The organism is Paraburkholderia fungorum (genome assembly GCF_046027605.1).
GTDB lineage: Bacteria > Pseudomonadota > Gammaproteobacteria > Burkholderiales > Burkholderiaceae > Paraburkholderia > Paraburkholderia fungorum_F.
In genome coordinates this window covers 53,626-69,560 of sequence record NZ_JAQQEF010000030.1, presented here as the reverse complement: position 1 = coordinate 69,560, position 15,935 = coordinate 53,626, and the positions used below count along the sequence as shown (strand labels likewise).

Annotated in this window: 20 protein-coding genes; 12 read left to right on the top strand and 8 right to left on the bottom strand. The window is 63.4% G+C overall.

Features of this window, described 5'->3' with window-relative positions:
* Positions 1-146 precede the first annotated feature (146 nt).
* From PQR53_RS32980 to PQR53_RS32945, 8 genes are all read right to left on the bottom strand, one after another.
* Positions 147-383, bottom strand: coding sequence for a (2Fe-2S)-binding protein (locus PQR53_RS32980; protein WP_408463758.1), 237 nt, complete (start codon positions 381-383; stop codon positions 147-149).
* Between the two features lie 216 nt (positions 384-599).
* Positions 600-1,487 (bottom strand): glutamate racemase, encoded by an 888-nt coding sequence (murI, locus tag PQR53_RS32975; protein ID WP_408463755.1) that lies wholly within the window; start codon positions 1,485-1,487, stop codon positions 600-602.
* 202 nt (positions 1,488-1,689) lie between these two features.
* Positions 1,690-2,169 carry a bacterioferritin gene (bfr, locus tag PQR53_RS32970; RefSeq protein ID WP_074284854.1) on the bottom strand — a complete coding sequence of 160 codons (480 nt, stop codon included), beginning with the start codon at positions 2,167-2,169 and terminating at the stop codon, positions 1,690-1,692.
* 191 nt (positions 2,170-2,360) lie between these two features.
* On the bottom strand, positions 2,361-3,884 hold the full coding sequence (locus PQR53_RS32965; protein ID WP_408463752.1) for a fumarate hydratase: 1,524 nt from the start codon (positions 3,882-3,884) through the stop codon (positions 2,361-2,363).
* 54 nt (positions 3,885-3,938) lie between these two features.
* Entirely contained in the window at positions 3,939-4,505 is a 567-nt protein-coding gene (locus tag PQR53_RS32960; protein ID WP_408463749.1) for a TIGR00645 family protein, read from the bottom strand.
* Positions 4,506-5,008: 503 nt separating this feature from the next.
* The gene (locus PQR53_RS32955; RefSeq protein ID WP_408463746.1) at positions 5,009-5,620 is read right to left on the bottom strand and encodes a hypothetical protein; all 612 of its coding nucleotides are present in this window, start codon (positions 5,618-5,620) and stop codon (positions 5,009-5,011) included.
* Between the two features lie 191 nt (positions 5,621-5,811).
* Entirely contained in the window at positions 5,812-6,189 is a 378-nt protein-coding gene (locus PQR53_RS32950) for a hypothetical protein (protein ID WP_408463743.1), read from the bottom strand.
* Positions 6,190-6,299: 110 nt separating this feature from the next.
* The gene (locus PQR53_RS32945; RefSeq protein WP_408463818.1) at positions 6,300-6,638 is read right to left on the bottom strand and encodes a ribbon-helix-helix domain-containing protein; all 339 of its coding nucleotides are present in this window, start codon (positions 6,636-6,638) and stop codon (positions 6,300-6,302) included.
* A gap of 433 nt (positions 6,639-7,071) precedes the next feature.
* On the opposite strand from PQR53_RS32945, the gene sctC reads away from it, so the two are divergent.
* The 12 genes from sctC (at position 7,072) to sctS (ending at position 15,933) form a co-directional block, all read left to right on the top strand.
* Positions 7,072-9,243 (top strand): type III secretion system outer membrane ring subunit SctC, encoded by a 2,172-nt coding sequence (gene sctC / locus PQR53_RS32940; RefSeq protein WP_408463740.1) that lies wholly within the window; start codon positions 7,072-7,074, stop codon positions 9,241-9,243.
* Entirely contained in the window at positions 9,233-10,333 is a 1,101-nt protein-coding gene (locus tag PQR53_RS32935) for an FHA domain-containing protein (RefSeq protein ID WP_408463737.1), read from the top strand. The genes sctC and PQR53_RS32935 overlap by 11 nt, the downstream gene beginning before the upstream one ends.
* Positions 10,311-10,574, top strand: a complete 264-nt coding sequence (locus PQR53_RS32930) for a hypothetical protein (protein ID WP_408463734.1) — start codon at positions 10,311-10,313, stop codon at positions 10,572-10,574. Before PQR53_RS32935 ends, PQR53_RS32930 begins: the two co-directional genes overlap by 23 nt.
* Before the next feature lie 12 nt (positions 10,575-10,586).
* The gene (locus tag PQR53_RS32925; RefSeq protein WP_179741715.1) at positions 10,587-10,907 is read left to right on the top strand and encodes a hypothetical protein; all 321 of its coding nucleotides are present in this window, start codon (positions 10,587-10,589) and stop codon (positions 10,905-10,907) included.
* 66 nt (positions 10,908-10,973) lie between these two features.
* Positions 10,974-11,432 carry a tetratricopeptide repeat protein gene (locus tag PQR53_RS32920; protein WP_408463731.1) on the top strand — a complete coding sequence of 153 codons (459 nt, stop codon included), beginning with the start codon at positions 10,974-10,976 and terminating at the stop codon, positions 11,430-11,432.
* Between the two features lie 73 nt (positions 11,433-11,505).
* Positions 11,506-11,775 (top strand): acyl carrier protein, encoded by a 270-nt coding sequence (locus PQR53_RS32915; RefSeq protein WP_408463728.1) that lies wholly within the window; start codon positions 11,506-11,508, stop codon positions 11,773-11,775.
* A complete protein-coding gene (sctJ, locus tag PQR53_RS32910; protein WP_408463725.1) occupies positions 11,775-12,689 on the top strand; it encodes a type III secretion system inner membrane ring lipoprotein SctJ in 915 nt (304 codons plus the stop codon). The genes PQR53_RS32915 and sctJ overlap by 1 nt, the downstream gene beginning before the upstream one ends.
* Positions 12,686-13,279, top strand: coding sequence for a hypothetical protein (locus PQR53_RS32905; RefSeq protein ID WP_408463722.1), 594 nt, complete (start codon positions 12,686-12,688; stop codon positions 13,277-13,279). The genes sctJ and PQR53_RS32905 overlap by 4 nt, the downstream gene beginning before the upstream one ends.
* Complete coding sequence (locus tag PQR53_RS32900) at positions 13,273-14,052, top strand: FliH/SctL family protein (RefSeq protein ID WP_408463719.1); 780 nt, start codon at positions 13,273-13,275, stop codon at positions 14,050-14,052. Before PQR53_RS32905 ends, PQR53_RS32900 begins: the two co-directional genes overlap by 7 nt.
* Positions 14,049-15,020: a FliM/FliN family flagellar motor switch protein gene (locus PQR53_RS32895; RefSeq protein WP_408463716.1), complete on the top strand. Its 972-nt coding sequence runs from the start codon at positions 14,049-14,051 to the stop codon at positions 15,018-15,020. Before PQR53_RS32900 ends, PQR53_RS32895 begins: the two co-directional genes overlap by 4 nt.
* Positions 15,017-15,661, top strand: coding sequence for an EscR/YscR/HrcR family type III secretion system export apparatus protein (locus PQR53_RS32890; RefSeq protein ID WP_408463713.1), 645 nt, complete (start codon positions 15,017-15,019; stop codon positions 15,659-15,661). Before PQR53_RS32895 ends, PQR53_RS32890 begins: the two co-directional genes overlap by 4 nt.
* Positions 15,658-15,933 (top strand): type III secretion system export apparatus subunit SctS, encoded by a 276-nt coding sequence (gene sctS, locus PQR53_RS32885; RefSeq protein ID WP_179741723.1) that lies wholly within the window; start codon positions 15,658-15,660, stop codon positions 15,931-15,933. The genes PQR53_RS32890 and sctS overlap by 4 nt, the downstream gene beginning before the upstream one ends.
* The last annotated feature ends 2 nt before the right edge of the window (positions 15,934-15,935 follow it).

Sequence of the window (15,935 nt, the reverse complement as noted above, 5' to 3'; positions counted from 1 at the left end):
GGATGAGCGGGTAGCTGGCTTGTACGGATACTGGCTTGCTGACGGCAGTGGGATAACACGTGAAGCAGGGCGAACAGCAACGCATGAAGCAATGAGCCCTCGCGTGGCGTGAGCCGCGCTCTAAAACCGGTCTTGCGTTCGTAAATTCAGGCGGCCTTGCGTTCGTAAAACGTCAGCGGCATGGCCTGCGAGTGATGTTCGAAGCCGCAGCGGCTCGCACACACACCGCTTTCCATCATGACGTCGCGGACGGAATCCGCGCACTTGCCACAGCAGGAGGCGACGCCGAGCTCGAACTGGAGTTCGTCGAACGAATCGACGCCTTCCGCGATCGAGGCACGGATCTTTCGGTCAGAAACAGACTTGCAGACACAGACAATCATGGTAGGCGTCATAGCTAACGTTAATGCGAACTATTATCATTTTGATTGAGCCGTTTGGCAAGCGTCCTGCATGATTTTTTGTAACAAAACCAGACTCTTAGAAGGGTTTCGCCTAAGGGAGGGGCTTCGGCGTCGGCGGCGAAAAAAGGCTTAAAACGCCAAAAAACTGCGCGGAAAGGCCTCGAGACGGCCCCAAAGCACAGCGCAAGAGGGACTTTATGCGGCTTGGGAATCCGGCGCGGCCGTGCGGCGCGAAGGGATGACAACCTGTTCGACGGCCGCGTCGATCTGCAGCAAGGTCGCGGCGAGCTGTTGCTGATGGGAGCCGTCGCCTGTTGAGTAAAAGCGGGGCAAAACAGCGTCCGGGTTGTCCGGGGCGGCGCGTAGGCCGTGCTGGTCGAGTACCCGTTCCAATTGACGCGCGATGGCCACACTCGTATCGATCAGCATGAGCCGTTCGCCAACGATGTCGCGGATCGCCGCGTCGAGGAAGGGGAAGTGAGTGCAGCCGAGCACCAAGGTATCGGCGCCGGCATCGAGCATGGGCTGCAGGTAATTGCGCAGCAGTGCGCGCAGTTCGGCGGAGCCTACGTCGCAACGTTCGACCGCTTGCACCAGCCCGTGGCCCGGCTGGCAAAGAAAACGGCAATCGGCGGCGTAGCGCTCCAGTAGCCCCTGAAAGCGGGCGCTGCGCAAGGTCACCTGGGTGGCGAGCACGCCGGCGACACGCGTTTTCGACTGCAGCGCGGCCGGTTTGACGCCCGGCTCGACGCCTACCAGCGGAATCGTCAGCTTTTCGCGAACTAGTGCGATCGACTGTGCGGTCGCCGTGTTGCACGCGACCACCAGCGCCTTCGCGCCTTGTCTCACGAGCCATTCCCCGATTGCCAGGGTGCGGTCGGCGATGAAGTCGTCGTCGCGCTCGCCGTAGGGGGCGTAGAGCGAGTCGGCGACGTAGATGAGCGCTTCGTGAGGCAGTTGCGCCCGGACCGCCCGTAGCACTGACAAACCGCCCAGACCCGAGTCGAAAATGCCGACCGGCGCCCACGAGTCGCCACCTGAGGCGGCAATCCGGGCACTCGAAGACGGCGATTCTGCAGGCATAGGCGATAAGGACGCGCGCGGCACAGCGGTCACGGAAAACTCACGAAAACGGAGAGGTGCTCAAGTATATCGCCCGCCCGGCGCCTATCTTGCCAAATAAGCTGATAAATAGAGCCGCAAACAAGCCGGCAAAAAACTCACGCACGAGACGGCGTATGAGAACACTCACGAGCCGCCGCGCGGGTTTTTCCAACCCGTCCGATCAGGACTCGATCGAACCCATCGCGGTTTGCTGATAATTCTGGATGCCGACCTTGTCGATCAGGTCGATCTGCGTTTCGAGCCAGTCGATGTGTTCTTCGGTGTCGTCGAGAATCTTCACGAAGATTTCACGCGAGATGAAATCGCGAACCGATTCGCAATACACGATTGCTTCCTTGCAGGTGCTCTGCGAAATCTGTTCGAGCTTCAGATCGCATTCGAGGATCTCTTTGGTTTCCTCGCCGATCAGCAGCTTGTGCAGGTCTTGCAGATTCGGCAGGCCGTCGAGCATGAAAATACGTTCGATCAACCAGTCGGCGTGTTTCATTTCGCCGATCGACTCATCGTATTCATGCTTGCCGAGTTTCTCGAGACCCCAGTGCTTGTACATCCGCGCATGCAGGAAGTACTGATTGATGGCGGTGAGCTCGTTCTTCAACTGGGAGTTCAGATACTCGATGACTTTCTTGTCGCCTTGCATGGGTATTCCTTATAGGGGATTTGAATTTTCAACAACAATAAACGCCGGACCTGAAAAAGCCAAGGAAATGGACACAGTTTTTAGCCTTGATTCGCAAGGTTTTTGCGTGATGCGTACCGTTCTCATTCCACGATAAAAAAGCCGGGGTTTGAGGCCCCGGCTTGCGCTTTTTCGGCTGATGTTCTTACCGATCAAACTGTCGCGACCGGAATCTTGCCGATCCTGGCTTGCCATTCCTTCGGACCAGTCTGGTGCACCGAGGTGCCGTTCGAATCGACGGCGACCGTGACCGGCATGTCCTGCACGTCGAACTCGTAGATCGCTTCCATGCCGAGGTCTTCGAACGCGAGAACCTTCGCGCTGCGAATGGCTTTCGACACGAGATAAGCGGCGCCGCCCACGGCCATCAGATACGCGGCCTTGTGCTTCTTGATTGCCTCGATCGCCACCGGGCCGCGCTCGGCCTTGCCGATCATCGAGATCAGACCGGTTTGCGACAGCATGGTCTCAGTGAACTTGTCCATGCGCGTTGCCGTGGTCGGGCCGGCAGGGCCGACTGCCTCGTCACGCACCGGATCGACCGGGCCGACGTAATAGATCACGCGATTCGTGAAGTCGACCGGCAGCTTTTCGCCCTTCGCCAGCATATCGGCGATGCGCTTGTGCGCGGCGTCGCGACCCGTCAACATCTTGCCCGACAGCAGCAGCGTCTGGCCCGGCTTCCAGCCCGCGACTTCTTCCGGCGTCAGCGTATTCAGATCGACGCGCTTGCTCTTTTCCGTGTCCGGTTCCCACTGAACCTTCGGCCATGCGTCGAGCGACGGCGCTTCGAGCTTCGCCACCCCCGAGCCATCCAGCGTGAAGTGCGCGTGACGGGTTGCCGCGCAGTTCGGGATGATCGCGATCGGCTTGCTCGCCGCGTGCGTGGGCGCCGTCATGATCTTCACGTCGAGCACGGTAGCGAGACCGCCGAGACCTTGCGCGCCGATGCCGAGCGCGTTGACCTTCTCGTGCAGTTCCACGCGCAGTTCTTCGATCCAGTCTTGCGGGCCGCGTGCGATCACGTCCTGAATGTCGATCGGATCCATCAGCGATTCTTTTGCCATCACCATGGCTTTCTCAGCCGTGCCGCCGATGCCGATGCCGAGCATGCCCGGCGGGCACCAGCCCGCGCCCATGGTCGGCACGGTCTTCAGAATCCAGTCGACGATCGAGTCCGACGGATTCAGCATCGCGAACTTCGACTTGTTCTCTGAGCCGCCGCCCTTGGCCGCGACCTGCACGTCGACCTTGTCGCCCGGCACGATCTCGTAGTGGATCACGGCCGGCGTGTTGTCCGTCGTGTTCTTGCGCGCGCCTTCCGGCGGGCTCACGATCGACGCGCGCAGCACGTTGTCCGGGTTCAGATAGCCGCGGCGCACGCCTTCGTTGATCATCTCGGTGACGCCCATGGTCGCGCCATCCCAACGCACGTCCATGCCGACCTTGACGAACACCGTGACGATGCCGGTGTCCTGGCAGATCGGGCGCTTGCCTTCGGCGCACATGCGGCTGTTGGTGAGGATCTGCGCGATCGCATCTTTCGCGGCCGGGCTCTGTTCGAGCTCGTAAGCGCGGCCCAAGGCCTGGATGTAATCGAGCGGGTGGTAATAGCTGATGTACTGAAGCGAATCAGCAATGCTCTGAATCAGATCTTCCTGTTTGATGACGGTCATGGCTAGCTCAGTGGGGACAGGGGCGCTTGTTTTCAGACTCGCGCGACAGTGCGGTCAGTCGTGCGCCTTCGGGGGAGGGGAAGCGTTCGAACCCAGCGCGTGCAAACCCGCGGGTTCCTGAAAATGTTTGGGATGCGTATGGGTGGTGAGACGGTCGACAAACGCCATCACCAGCGCCGAGATGAGGAAGGCGACGTGAATGATCACCTGCCACATGATGGTGTGCGTTGAATTCTGGTCCGGGCTGATGAAGGTCTTCAGCAGATGGATCGACGAGATGCTGATCAGCGCCATCGACAATTTGACCTTGAGCACGCCGGCGTTCACATGGTCGAGCCATTCCGGTTCGTCCGGATGACCCTCCACGCCGAGGCGCGACACGAAGGTTTCATACCCACCGATGATCACCATGATCAGCAGGTTCGAGATCATCACCACGTCGATCAGGCCGAGCACGACCAGCATGATGTTGGTTTCGTCGAGCGTCATGGACGCCGTGACCAGATGCCAGACTTCTTTGAGGAACAGCACGACGTAGACCGCCTGGGCGACGATCAAACCCAGGTAGAGCGGCAGTTGCAGCCAGCGGCTCATGAAGATGATGGCGGGCAGCGGGCGCATCGGGCGGCGCGGACGGGCAGAGTCGGGTCGCGTAGCGGACATAGGCAAAGAGTCGGATGAAACGCAGGTGACGGAACACGGGCTAAATGTGCCGACCCGGGCGCTCAGATCAAACGCGCGGGTCAAGCATGCAAACCGGGGCGCAGACGGCGCGGGGCACGGCCAGGGTAGGCCGGACAAGCTTACGTCGGGCGCGCCATTGTACAGCGTCTGTTGAATTTGCCGCGGCGCGGCGGGCGGTTTGAGAGGGCCGGCGTTGGCGTGGCTCCCGGCGTTGCCGTGGCTCCAGGTGGGCAACGGTCTTTAGTGGGCGCTAGCTTCGGCGGCCGTCTGCAGCAGGCAGCCGCCGTTCACAGGCGGCCAGGCCTCCCAGCAGGAAGCGAGTCTTGACAGGCGGCGCCGTTCACGAGGCTACCGGCGGCATCCGCTTGACCTTCAGACTCGCCAGCCCGATCCCTGCGACCACGCCAAAGGTTTCGAAGGTATCAAACGTATCAAGCGCGTCACTTGCGCGGCGCGCCGCTGTAGAGATCGTAGGGTGCACCGCATGCCTGATCCGCCGCGGCAAAATGCGCGACGATACGCGCGCGTCCGGGACTTCGGTCGCCCTCGGCTGCGAAGATGCGCAAGTTCTTCAGACGCAGCGGTGTTCCGGGCAGCACGGCGACGCAATCCGCAAAGAGGGCGGTCGACAGATTCTTCTGCGGGACCGATTCGTCGAAGATCGAGAACAACAGGTACGCGCCGTCGCGCCATTGCGCCGCAGCCAGGTGCCTTGCCAGGGCGGCCGCGTTGGACGGCAGCACGAAGGCGCACTGAGCGTTGAGGTCCACAAAGCATCGGTCGCGGTCGCCTTGCAGCGCGGCAAGCCCGTCGCGAGTGATCTGCGACACGCGGTACGAGATGCCGACATAGTTCTGCATCGATTGCAGTTCATCGAGGAAGCGTTGCACGAGCGCATCGGGCAACGAACCACTACGCAGCGACTCGCCGATAGGGCGATGGCCGCCGTCGACAAATTGGCTCATGGCGCTGTAGAGCCCTGCATTGGAGCGCCGCACGAGGTCGTCGAGTCGATGGCGATCGACGGGGCCGAGCCTTGGAGAAGAGTTCATGGTGTTCCAGGAGGGAAGTTCGGGGCAGTGATCGGGCCATGAAGCAAGCTATGAAGCAGGCAATGAAGCAGGGGCATGAAGGGGGACGAAGCGGGCCATGAAGCGGGACCTGAAGCAAAGCCGCTTGCTGTTGTGCTGCCCCGCTTCCGGCCGGCGTCGATGCGACGGCCGGCCGTGAGCTCAGGGCTCGGTTAAGCGGCGCCGCCTCCAGCCGCCCCCGCCTTGCCCATCATCGAAGTGACCATGCCGAGCAGTGGCATCGCGGCTGAAAGGGCCGTCCCGATCAGGCTCATGATCTGACTCAACGCGCCCGCCATGTCGCCGCCGCCACCGCCGCCACCCTGTGCCGCTGCGGCCTGGGTGCCGAAGTCGCCGTCGTTCGCGGCTGCGAGCTGGTGATGCGCCATGGCGGCCGGCGGCATATTGCCGGCAGCGCCGGTGTCGTCGGGCGAAAACATCCGCACGGAGCTGAAGCTCGCGTTCGTCTGGATGTCGTTTTGCGCCGCGTCCGGCAAATTGCCCATATCGAACGGCATGCTGCCGCCGACCGTGTTGATTGCATTGCTCATTGTGAAATCCTGGTGATTAAAAGTTAAACCGTTCGGTTGCCGTTTTAGCGTGAACAATCACAGTGGGTGCTCCACGGTTGATTCCCGGCTGTGAGAGAAATTTGGTCTGATTATTTCGATAAACCCCCTTGCGTTGGTTGGTGAGATTTGCGTGCTGTGTCTGGATCGATTGCATTTATGCCGATTGGATATTTCTGTTCGAGTATTTGCGTGACGCAGATGATTCTGATGAACCCGGTGAAGTTACAGATGGTTTCTTGTGTCATGTCGATTTCGAGAGCCCATTTGGAAATCAGTTTTCCTACTGTCAGAGATTCCTGACGTGCAATTTCCTCGATGATTCGCCAATAGATTTCCTCGAGTCGCAGACAGGTTGCGAATCCGTTAATTCTGACGGAGCGTAGTCTTGGTCTTGCGAGTTGAGGGGTGAAGTTGCAATACCGTGTCATCCGCATGTGGGCGCGCATGTAGGAATTGAGGAATGACGCGCTTCTATTAAGACGTTGAAGCAGAACAGTGCGCTTAATAATGGCGGGAAAGACTGTCCGGTACGGACTGAATTGCACGAGTTGGCTGTCATGATCGGATTAATCGAGTTGTCAGTTCCGTAATCCTCGCTCTACAGGAAAAGAGCAGGTCATACAGATGTATGACTTATCGATATATGCACTTCATCTGTATTTTTGGATAAGGGGAGTCCGCGGAGTAAATGCGAATTCAGACAAATTCTGCGTATTGGAATTCTGTCGGGTTGGGCGGAATCGTGCCGCTGCATCTGTGCTTTAAGCACTGCCCATGTCTTATATGTGTATGACCTTGGGCATGGAAAACATCATTAAATTTCTGGGTAACGGAGTCAATAAACGTAGCCAGGGATTTTTAATGCTTATGATGCGGCGCAACGATTCGACCATTGAGAAGGAGAAGGGCGGCGACGAACGTCCGGATTTGCCGTCGTGCGCCTGCCGGGCCGCCTTGCGTTACGTCGCGGGTCCGCTCGGGCTCGCCTCGGCCGTGTTGCTCCTGCCGGCGGCGCACGCCGCGACACCCGCATGGCAAGGTGCGCCGATTCACTACGCAGTAAACGGCGCCCCGTTACCCGACGTATTGCGCGACGTGCTCGCCGTCGAAGGCTTGAGCGCCGACATCGGCCGCGACGTGAAGGGACTGGTCAATGGCCGCTTCGACGACACGCCGGGCAATGTCTTCATCCAGTTGATCGAGGCATACGGACTTGTCTGGTATTTCGACGGCAAGGCGATGCATGTCGCGAGCGCGTCGGACGTGCGCAGCCGGGTGATCCCGTTCGCGCCGATGACTCGCGAGGCCGTTGCGTCCCTGCTGCGCAATCTCGATCTCGACGACGCCCGGCTGCCGGTTAAATACTCCGCGACCACCGTCAAGGTAGCGGGCCCGTCGAAATTCGTCGACGCGGTGGCCGAGGCGATCGACAAGGCCCAGCGGCAGACCACCGTCGCGCCGTCGTTCGACGAGACCGTCATCCGCGTTTTTCCGTTGCGTTATGCACAGGCGGAGGACGTCCGTTACGCGGTCGGCGCACAGGAGCAGGTCGTGCCGGGCGTCGCTTCGCTGCTGCGCCGCTTGATGACGGACACCTGGCAGGCCACGGCCCAGCGTGCCCCGCGCTCGCACGCCGATGTGCGTGCCGATGCTCGCAATGCGCGCGGCGGGCCGCCGCCGTTGCCGAGCCTGCTCGGCCTCGGCCTTGCCGGCACACCGCCTGACAACGCCGCCGAGCCGGCCGCCCCGCTGCCCGATTCCGGCTCCGACACCGCCCAGCCCGTCGCGACACCCGCGCGGCGCAACATCGTCGCTGATCAGCGCAGTAACTCGGTGGTCATCAGCGACCTCGTGTCGATGATGCCGAACTACGAGCGCGCGATCGCGATGCTCGATCAGCCGCAGGAGCTCGTTGAGATCGACGCGGTGGTGATCGACGTGTCGTCGAATGCGGCGCGCTCGCTCGGCGTGCGCTGGGGCGGCGCGAACGGGCGTATCAACGTGGCCTCGGGGACCGCGAGCGCGCCGACGAGCTTCCGCGCGGTGGACCTGGTCACGCCGGCAAGCGCGGCGGCCGGGCTCAATCTTGCGACGCTGATCGGCAACTCGGCGCAATACCTGTTTGCCCAGATTCATGCGCTGGAGGAGGCCGGTCAGGCGCGTGTGCTGTCGCGCCCGCAAGTCTTGACGCTGAACAACACGGAAGCGGCGTTGACCTCGCGCAGCACGGTGTATGTGCGGGTTGCGGGCAACCAGGCCGTTGACCTGTTCAACATCGATACGGGGATGACGCTGAAGGTGACGCCGAGCGTCGAATCGACCGGCGAGCCGCGTCGCAACATCCGGCTCAACATCCAGATCGAAGACGGGACGTTCAACACGTCGGCATCGGTGGACGGCATCCCGAAGGTCGACAACCACTCGGTCGTCACTCAGGCGATCGTGCGCGACGGCGAGAGTCTGCTGATCGGCGGCTATCAGTATGAACGTAGTGAAAGCACCACGTCCAAGGTGCCGCTGCTCGGCGATGTGCCTTATCTCGGCGCGTTGTTCCGCGATACCCAGACCACGCGCGAGCGCCTCGAACGGCTGGTCCTGATCACGCCGCGCCTGAAGCGTCTGGCGAGTGATGGAGTGTCGAATACGAATACGGCGCAGGGCGCTAGTGGGATGACGATCGGTACCGCCGTTTCAAGTCCCGATACATCTTCGGTTGGAACGGCAGTGACGGCGAGCGCGTTGCCGGTAGCGACGATGTTATCGGCGAGCGACGCGCCTCTTGCTGCGCGTCCACGGCCGCGGCAGCAACCACAACAGGCACAACAGGCCCAACAGGCCCAACAAGCCCAGCAAGCCCAGCAAGCCCAACAACCGCCTGCCCCCAATGTGCCGTCAGCGGTCGACGCGGCATTGCGGGCGCTGGCCCAGCCCACCGCGCCCGCTGCTCCGCAGCCGTCTCCGTCACCGGCCCTGTCTGCGCCGGGCTTGCCGCTGGTCAGCAAGATGCCATGGGAGAACCGCCATGACCGCTGACGCACAGATCGTCGTGATGGACGGCGTGCACACCGGCGCAAGCGTGGTGCTGTCGCCCGGTAAGCCGTTGCGCATAGGCAGTGGCGGCGAAGCCGATCTGATGGTGATCGACGAAGGCGTCGAACTGCTGCACGCCACCGTCGAGTTGCACGGCGCAGCACTCGCGCTGGTCGCCGACGCTGCGCACGTCGCTGTGTTTGGCCGGCCTGTGCCGCCGGGGCGGCGCGTACTTCTTGAGCGCGGCGCGTGGTTTTCCGCAGGGGCCATCACGTTCCAGTTCTGCGGCCGCGATGCGCCGGGTCCGACGATGGCGCGCGACGCCGAGCGAGCCTACCTGCGCCGTCATGCGCCGCTGGCGTACATCGCGCGGCACTGGACCGATGCATCGCCGGTGACGCGAGCCGTGGCCGTTGCGGTGCCGGTTGTATTTGCACTGCTCACGTGGACCGCTTCCCACCAATGGCCGAGCGACACACCGCCCGCAGTTCGTGCGAACGACGCGTTCCGGCTGGTGAAGACGCACCTCGACCCGAAGACCGGCGCACTCATTTACGAGGGCTACGTCGAGTCGGCCGCCGACCTGGCGGCGCTGACCGCCAGTGCCTGGTCGCGGCAACGCGCGCCCGTGATGCATGTGTTCGTGCTCGCGCAACTACGCGAGCAAGTCGACGAATTTCTCGCGCGCTACTACCGCGGCGCCGCCGTGTATGCCACGCAACCCGGTGCATTCGCCGCGACGCTACCCGACGCGCACGGCTTTCTGTCGCCCGAATCGTGGGACTACGCACGTGTCGCGCGTCTCGCCGGCGCCGAAATCAACGGACTGCGCGGTCTCACTTTTCCCGGTCATGCCCAGGCGGGTGAGCGGGTGCGGGTGCCGCTCGAAGCACTTGGCCTGAATCTGCTCGCGAGCCGTCACGCGTTCTGGCTCACGGATGCGCAAGGCGTGCGCTATTTCGTCGGCGCGCGGCTGCCGATCGGACGGGTGACGCGCATCTCGGCTTGCGCCGCGGAGCTCACGCGTGACGACGACGGTTCGGTCTACGAATTCTTTCTGGATGCCGCCCATGCTGGAAAAAACTGCCGGTAAAAGCACGCTTGGCGCGTGCGCCGATCTCCCGCTCGAAGCGCGACTTGCCGAAGCCGGCGGTGCGGGGCGCGAGTCGATCGTGGCACGTCTGACCACTGAGATAGACGCCATGAACAGCGCACTGCCGGGTGCTTCGTCGACTGTGCGAAGGGAACTGATTCTGCTTGTCGAGTGTTTGCGCGCGGCTCGGCAAGTGGTGGAACGAAGCGTCAGCTTCACAAACGCGCGCGATAAAAGGTAAGGAATAGAAATCATGAATCAGGTCAATACGACGATGTCCCCGAATCTGGGCGGCAACTTCGCCGGCGGCACGGGCGGCTCGACGGTCGGCGCAAGCGGCGGCCTGTCGGCTCAGAAGGTGGCCGAAGTGCTGGCGAAGATCCTCGAGAAACAGAACCAGGACTTCGACAGCAAATTGCAGCAGGCCGAAGGCACCGACGACAAGCAGCAGAACGCCGCGATGATGAAAGTGCAGCAGGCAATGGGCGCGGTGAACACGACCCAGAGCATTGCGACGGCTTGCGTGCAGGGTCTCACCGACGCGCAGAAGGAAACGGCGCGCGCCTCTCACTAACGCATTTCCCGTTTCACTTTAACCAGGACGGAGACGCCTTGCGGCGTCTTCGGGGAGCCATCGCCGATGCAGGACGACACCTTGGAGCTGCTGATTTCGATCGGTCATTACGCACGCGTGCATAAACGCTTCGATGAAGCGCGTTATCTGTTCGAGCGGCTTGCCAAGCTGTATCCGCAGCGGGCATTTCCGTATCTCGGGCTGGGGCTGGTCGAGATCGACCGGGCGAATTACCGCGCCGCGTCCCTGCTGTTCGTGCGCGCCGTGGAAGTCGCGCCCGACAGTGCGCTGGCGCGTGCATGGCTCGGCGTGTGCCAGGTGTTCGAAGGCCACTACGCGCTCGGTGCACGAACGCTGATCGCGGTGGCGGATGGCGACGAACCCGGCGCGGGTTCGATGGCCGCGGCGTTCCTGAATCTGCCTGAATGCTCGCCTTATCGCCACGCCGCTCGTGCCACCCAGGCTGAGCGCGCCGTGGGTCCCATTTCAACCATTGAACGACTGACTATTCGAGGCAGCCATTGATATGTTGCACGTCCCTGTCACAACCTTGCCGGCGCAGTCCGGCGCAGTGTCCCCGCAATCTTCCGTATCGCCCATGCCTGGCGCGACCGTACGGGTCGCCGACGGGACGGCCGAGCAGGGCTCGCTGATCGAGCGTCTTCTGGCGCACGCGCAGGACGTGCAGGACACGTCGGCGCAGCAGCTTTCGCAGCACCTCGACCAGCTCGACGCCGGCCGCATCTCGACCTCCGACATGCTGCGCCTGCAGGCCGACATGGGCGCTTTCTCGGTGCGGGTGCAAATGACGGTGCGCGTTGCCGACGAGACCGGCCGCGCCATCCAGACGCTGTCGCAGCGAAGCTGATGCGGCGCGCCCTGATCCTGCTGCCGGTGCTGCTGCTCCTCGTCGGCTGTAGAACCTCGCTATTCGAAGGCCTGGACGAGGACCAGGCGAACCGCATCATCGCCGCGCTCAGTCATCACGGCGTCAACGGTTATAAGGAGCGCAACGCGGACCGTACCTGGAACATTTCGGTCGACGACGCGGACGCGGTCGTGGCCACCGAACTGGCCAGCGCCTACGCGCTGCCGCGCGGCGGCCATGCGAATCTCGGCGAGCTGTTCAGCCGCCAGGGCTTGATTTCGAGCCCCGAGGAAGACCGTGTCCGCTATGTGTACGGGCTCTCCCAGGAGTTGTCCGAAACGCTCGAAAAGATCGACGGCGTGCTGCTGGCCCGCGTGCACATCGTGCTCCCCGAAAAAGATCCGATGGATCCGGCGCAGGACACACTGCCGTCGGCGTCCGTGATGATGCGCTATCGCAGCGACTACAACCTCGAGCTGATGCGCGACAGGATTCGCGCGCTGGTGGCGGGGAGCGTCGAAGGCCTGACCCCGGCGCGCGTGTCGCTGACGCTGCTGGCGGTCACGCCGGTGCTGACCTTCCCAGGCCGATGCGCGGACGGCGGCGATGTCGCCAGTGCCGCGGGTGCGGTGGTTGCCACGGATTGCGTGCGTGACGGCAACCCGTCGCGCACCACGGCGATGTTGTGTGTGCTGGCTCTGCTCGTGCTGCTGGCCGCCGGCTTCATGTGGTTGTGGCGTTCGCAAACCCGCACGTGGTTCGGACGGAAGACACGCGTCGCCGCAGCGAAGGCCGGCCCGGGACAACCTGCGCAGGCGGCTCCGCAAGCGCCGCGCGACGGGTCCGAGGCGCACATCGCTGAGACCGTAGCCGGCGCTTCGAAGTCCGCGAACCGTACGGGAGATGACGCATGAAACACGCCTACACCAGCGCACCCGCTTATTGGGTGCATGACAGCTGGCTCGAATCGGGGCGTCCCATTCGTCAGGTTCGTCACGTTCGTCACGAGCGGCACGCGCGAGCCGCGCACGCTTTTCTGTTCGACCGTTACCCACAACTGAGTCAGGTGAGCCTGGCTGGCTTGCCGCCGGCGTTGCCGCTGTGGCCACGGCCGGCGTGCGCGCGTCTGTGCCGGATCGTCGCCGCGCTTGCATTCGCCCGCTCGTTGCGCCGCATCGTTGCCGCGCCGGCGCGCATGGCGTTCGCGGCCGGCGTCGCGCCGCATCTGCTCGGCACGCTGCAACGGCACCCGCGTAGCGGCACGGCGGACCTGAGCGTCGAACCAATACCGTCGCTGTTCAACCGGCGCGATATGACGGCGCTCGGGTTGACGCTGGCGACCCACGTCGCCGCCGACTCTCCCTATGCGTTCTGGTGGAGCCTGCGCTTGCCACGAGAAATCGTGGAGGCAGCGGCGCGCTATCGCGTGCACGGCCTGTCAGCGCTCGAAGCTCAACAGCTGATCGCCGACGCGCGGCGTGTGATGGAGGGGCCGGCATGCTGATCTGTCGAATGGGCGCATGGCGAATCGAAGCCGACGGCCATCTGAGTGCGCTCGAACTGGCGTCGGTCGAGGGCCTGCGCGCGGTCGAGGCGCAACGCGCGAGTGAAGCGGCAGGTGAGCGCGTGCGCCTCGCGCAGCAGGCGCGCGAACTCAAACTGCGGGCCTGGCGTCACGGGCACGCGGCCGGCAAAGCGGCGGCGTTGCGCCAGCAGGTCGGACGCATGGCCGCGGCGGCCTTTGCCGCGCAGCGTCTCGAGGACCGGCTGACGCAGATCGTGTTGGGGGCGGTGAGCGCCATCGTCGGCGACTTGCCGCCCTCGGCCGCGTTGACCAATCAGTTGCGGCGCGCGGTCGCGGTGTCGCAATCGCAACGGCTCGTTTCCGTGCGCGTCGCACCGGCGGCGTTCGAGGAAGCGAGACAGTTGATTGCCGTGGTCGAACATGAACTCGCCGCGCCGTTTTGCACGGTGCTGGCCGATGCCGGCTTACCCGCGCATTCGTGCGTCATTGAAACGGAGGCCGGCGTGATCGATGGCGGTCTGAAAGTGCAGTTGCGCGCGCTGGAACGCGACATCCGCGACGGTGTCGCCGCGGTGCTGCGCACTGACGACCTGGCCGACGGCGTGTGCCGCACGACCTTCGACATGGTCGAGCAGGGCGTGCGGCACACGTTGGCCGCGCTAACCGCGCCGCTTGTGCTGCCGCCCCGGCAGGCCTCTGCGTCCGAGCGGGCGCGCGTCTTTCAGCGGCCGTTCGTGCGGGAGGTCGCATGACGCTCTGGCCGGACCTGGAAAGCCTCGCGCCGGCGGACGCCGAGCGTCACAACCTGGCGATCGGCCACTTCGGCCGGCCGCGGGTGGTGCGTGTCGGCACCGGCCGTTTCACGCTGGAGTTCGAAGCGTGCCGGGCACGCTATCCACTGCGCTTGTCGGGCATGGCGGCACAAGTGCCGTTCAGCGCCACCTGCGATGCCGGCGCGCTATCGCCGGAACTGTCGCCCGCGGTGGTCGGCGCGCGCGGAGATACCGCCGTGACGCATGTCGCCGACGCGTTGAGCGACTGGTTGTGCGCGCTCGAAGGCCTGTTCGGTTTCACGCTCGAACTCACCGACGTGGCGTTCGACGCGGTCGCGCCGCCGGGCGCCTACGGCATTGCCGTCACTCACGCGACGAGCGGCCGCGCGGCCCACTTCTCGTTCTGCAGCCCCGCGGTCGATGCCTGGCTGCGGCGCCATCCGCCGGTCAGGCCGTCCAGCGGCGCGCTGCTGCGCCGCCTGTACGTCCGCATGCCGATCTGCCTCGCGGGCCCGTCGATGCCGTTGCCGCGTTTGCGCAAGGTCGCGGTGGGCGACGCGCTGCTGTTCGACAGTCAGTCGTATTACCTGCGCGTGCCTCTGCGATTGGGCGCGTGCCGGATCTTGTTGAAGTTCACTGAGGAGCACACCTTGATAGACCATGTCCTGAATGATGAAACCCCGCCCGTCGAAGTGACCAGCGAATTGCTGCCGATCGACGCCCTGACCTTCGCGTTCGAAGCGGTGCTCGGCACGCTGTCGTTGTCGGTCGCCGAACTGGCTCATCTGCGCCAGGGATCGATCGTCGCGTTCCGGCTGCCTTCGCGTGAGCGCAGCGTCACGCTGCTCTGCCAGGGCATTCCGTTTGCCCGCGGCGAGCTGATCGATATCGACGGTTCGCTCGGCGTGCGCGTGACCCGGCTGACCCAGGCAGACGTACCGGCATGATCGCGCAACTCGACCAGCTGCAGGTTGTCGGCATGTTCTTCATGCTCGGCCTGCTACCGCTCGCGGTCGTGATGACGACTTCCTTCACGAAGTTCAGCATCGTGCTCACGCTGCTGCGCTCGGCGCTCGGCGTGCAGCAGGCGCCGAGCAACCTGGTGATCTCGGGGCTCGCGCTCGCGGCGACGCTGGTCGTGATGTCGCCGACTCTGGCAAAGATCGAAAGCGCTTTGCCGGTCGGCGACAACGGCGAACTCGCGTTGCCGCGTCCCGCTGAACTCCTGCAGGCAGTGCGCGGTCCGCTCGGCGAATTCATGCTGGCGCATTCGCGGCCCGACGAACGCAAGTTTCTCGTCGGCGCCGCGAAGCGGATCGATCCACAGCGCGAGCCCCACGAAACCGATCTGCAACTGCTGATTCCGGCGTTTCTGATCGGCGAGATATCGAGCGGCTTCGAAGCGGGCTTTCTGCTCTATATCGCGTTTCTGGTGGTCGATCTGGTCGTGGCCAACGTGTTGACCGCCATGGGCATGGTGATGCTGTCACCGAGCACGGTATCGATTCCGTTGAAGTTATTCATTTTCGTGTCGGTATCAGGCGTTTCGAAGCTGATGCACGGCCTGATCGTCGGCTATGTCAAATGAACAGTGTTCCGTCTCTTGCCACCTTGTCCAGCGATGCGCTCATGCTGGTGTTCTGGTTGTCGTTACCCGCGCTTGCCGTCGCGACCGTAGTCGGTTTGCTGGTGGGGCTGTTGCAATCGGTGACGCAGATCCAGGATCAGAGTCTGCCGTACGGGGCCAAGATCATCTGCGTCGGCGCGGTGCTGATCGTGACGGCACCTTGGGCGAGCCGAGAACTCGCGCGCTTTCTCGCCCACGTGTTCACCTTCATCGCGGCGGGGCGGTTGCATTGAAC

Bases quoted from the DNA above. Each gene is read 5' to 3' on its own strand.
- PQR53_RS32955 (WP_408463746.1), bottom strand. From the start codon at position 5,620: ATGAACTCTTCTCCAAGGCTCGGCCCCGTCGATCGCCATCGACTCGAC.
- PQR53_RS32895 (WP_408463716.1), top strand. From the start codon at position 14,049: ATGACGCTCTGGCCGGACCTGGAAAGCCTCGCGCCGGCGGACGCCGAG.
- PQR53_RS32950 (WP_408463743.1), bottom strand. From the start codon at position 6,189: ATGAGCAATGCAATCAACACGGTCGGCGGCAGCATGCCGTTCGATATG.
- murI (WP_408463755.1), bottom strand. From the start codon at position 1,487: ATGCCTGCAGAATCGCCGTCTTCGAGTGCCCGGATTGCCGCCTCAGGT.
- PQR53_RS32905 (WP_408463722.1), top strand. From the start codon at position 12,686: ATGAAACACGCCTACACCAGCGCACCCGCTTATTGGGTGCATGACAGC.
- PQR53_RS32930 (WP_408463734.1), top strand. From the start codon at position 10,311: ATGCTGGAAAAAACTGCCGGTAAAAGCACGCTTGGCGCGTGCGCCGAT.
- PQR53_RS32965 (WP_408463752.1), bottom strand. From the start codon at position 3,884: ATGACCGTCATCAAACAGGAAGATCTGATTCAGAGCATTGCTGATTCG.
- sctS (WP_179741723.1), top strand. From the start codon at position 15,658: ATGAACAGTGTTCCGTCTCTTGCCACCTTGTCCAGCGATGCGCTCATG.
- PQR53_RS32925 (WP_179741715.1), top strand. From the start codon at position 10,587: ATGAATCAGGTCAATACGACGATGTCCCCGAATCTGGGCGGCAACTTC.
- PQR53_RS32920 (WP_408463731.1), top strand. From the start codon at position 10,974: ATGCAGGACGACACCTTGGAGCTGCTGATTTCGATCGGTCATTACGCA.
- PQR53_RS32890 (WP_408463713.1), top strand. From the start codon at position 15,017: ATGATCGCGCAACTCGACCAGCTGCAGGTTGTCGGCATGTTCTTCATG.
- bfr (WP_074284854.1), bottom strand. From the start codon at position 2,169: ATGCAAGGCGACAAGAAAGTCATCGAGTATCTGAACTCCCAGTTGAAG.
- PQR53_RS32935 (WP_408463737.1), top strand. From the start codon at position 9,233: ATGACCGCTGACGCACAGATCGTCGTGATGGACGGCGTGCACACCGGC.
- sctJ (WP_408463725.1), top strand. From the start codon at position 11,775: ATGCGGCGCGCCCTGATCCTGCTGCCGGTGCTGCTGCTCCTCGTCGGC.
- PQR53_RS32960 (WP_408463749.1), bottom strand. From the start codon at position 4,505: ATGCGCCCGCTGCCCGCCATCATCTTCATGAGCCGCTGGCTGCAACTG.
- PQR53_RS32900 (WP_408463719.1), top strand. From the start codon at position 13,273: ATGCTGATCTGTCGAATGGGCGCATGGCGAATCGAAGCCGACGGCCAT.
- PQR53_RS32915 (WP_408463728.1), top strand. From the start codon at position 11,506: ATGCCTGGCGCGACCGTACGGGTCGCCGACGGGACGGCCGAGCAGGGC.
- PQR53_RS32945 (WP_408463818.1), bottom strand. From the start codon at position 6,638: ATGACACGGTATTGCAACTTCACCCCTCAACTCGCAAGACCAAGACTA.
- sctC (WP_408463740.1), top strand. From the start codon at position 7,072: ATGCTTATGATGCGGCGCAACGATTCGACCATTGAGAAGGAGAAGGGC.
- PQR53_RS32980 (WP_408463758.1), bottom strand. From the start codon at position 383: ATGATTGTCTGTGTCTGCAAGTCTGTTTCTGACCGAAAGATCCGTGCC.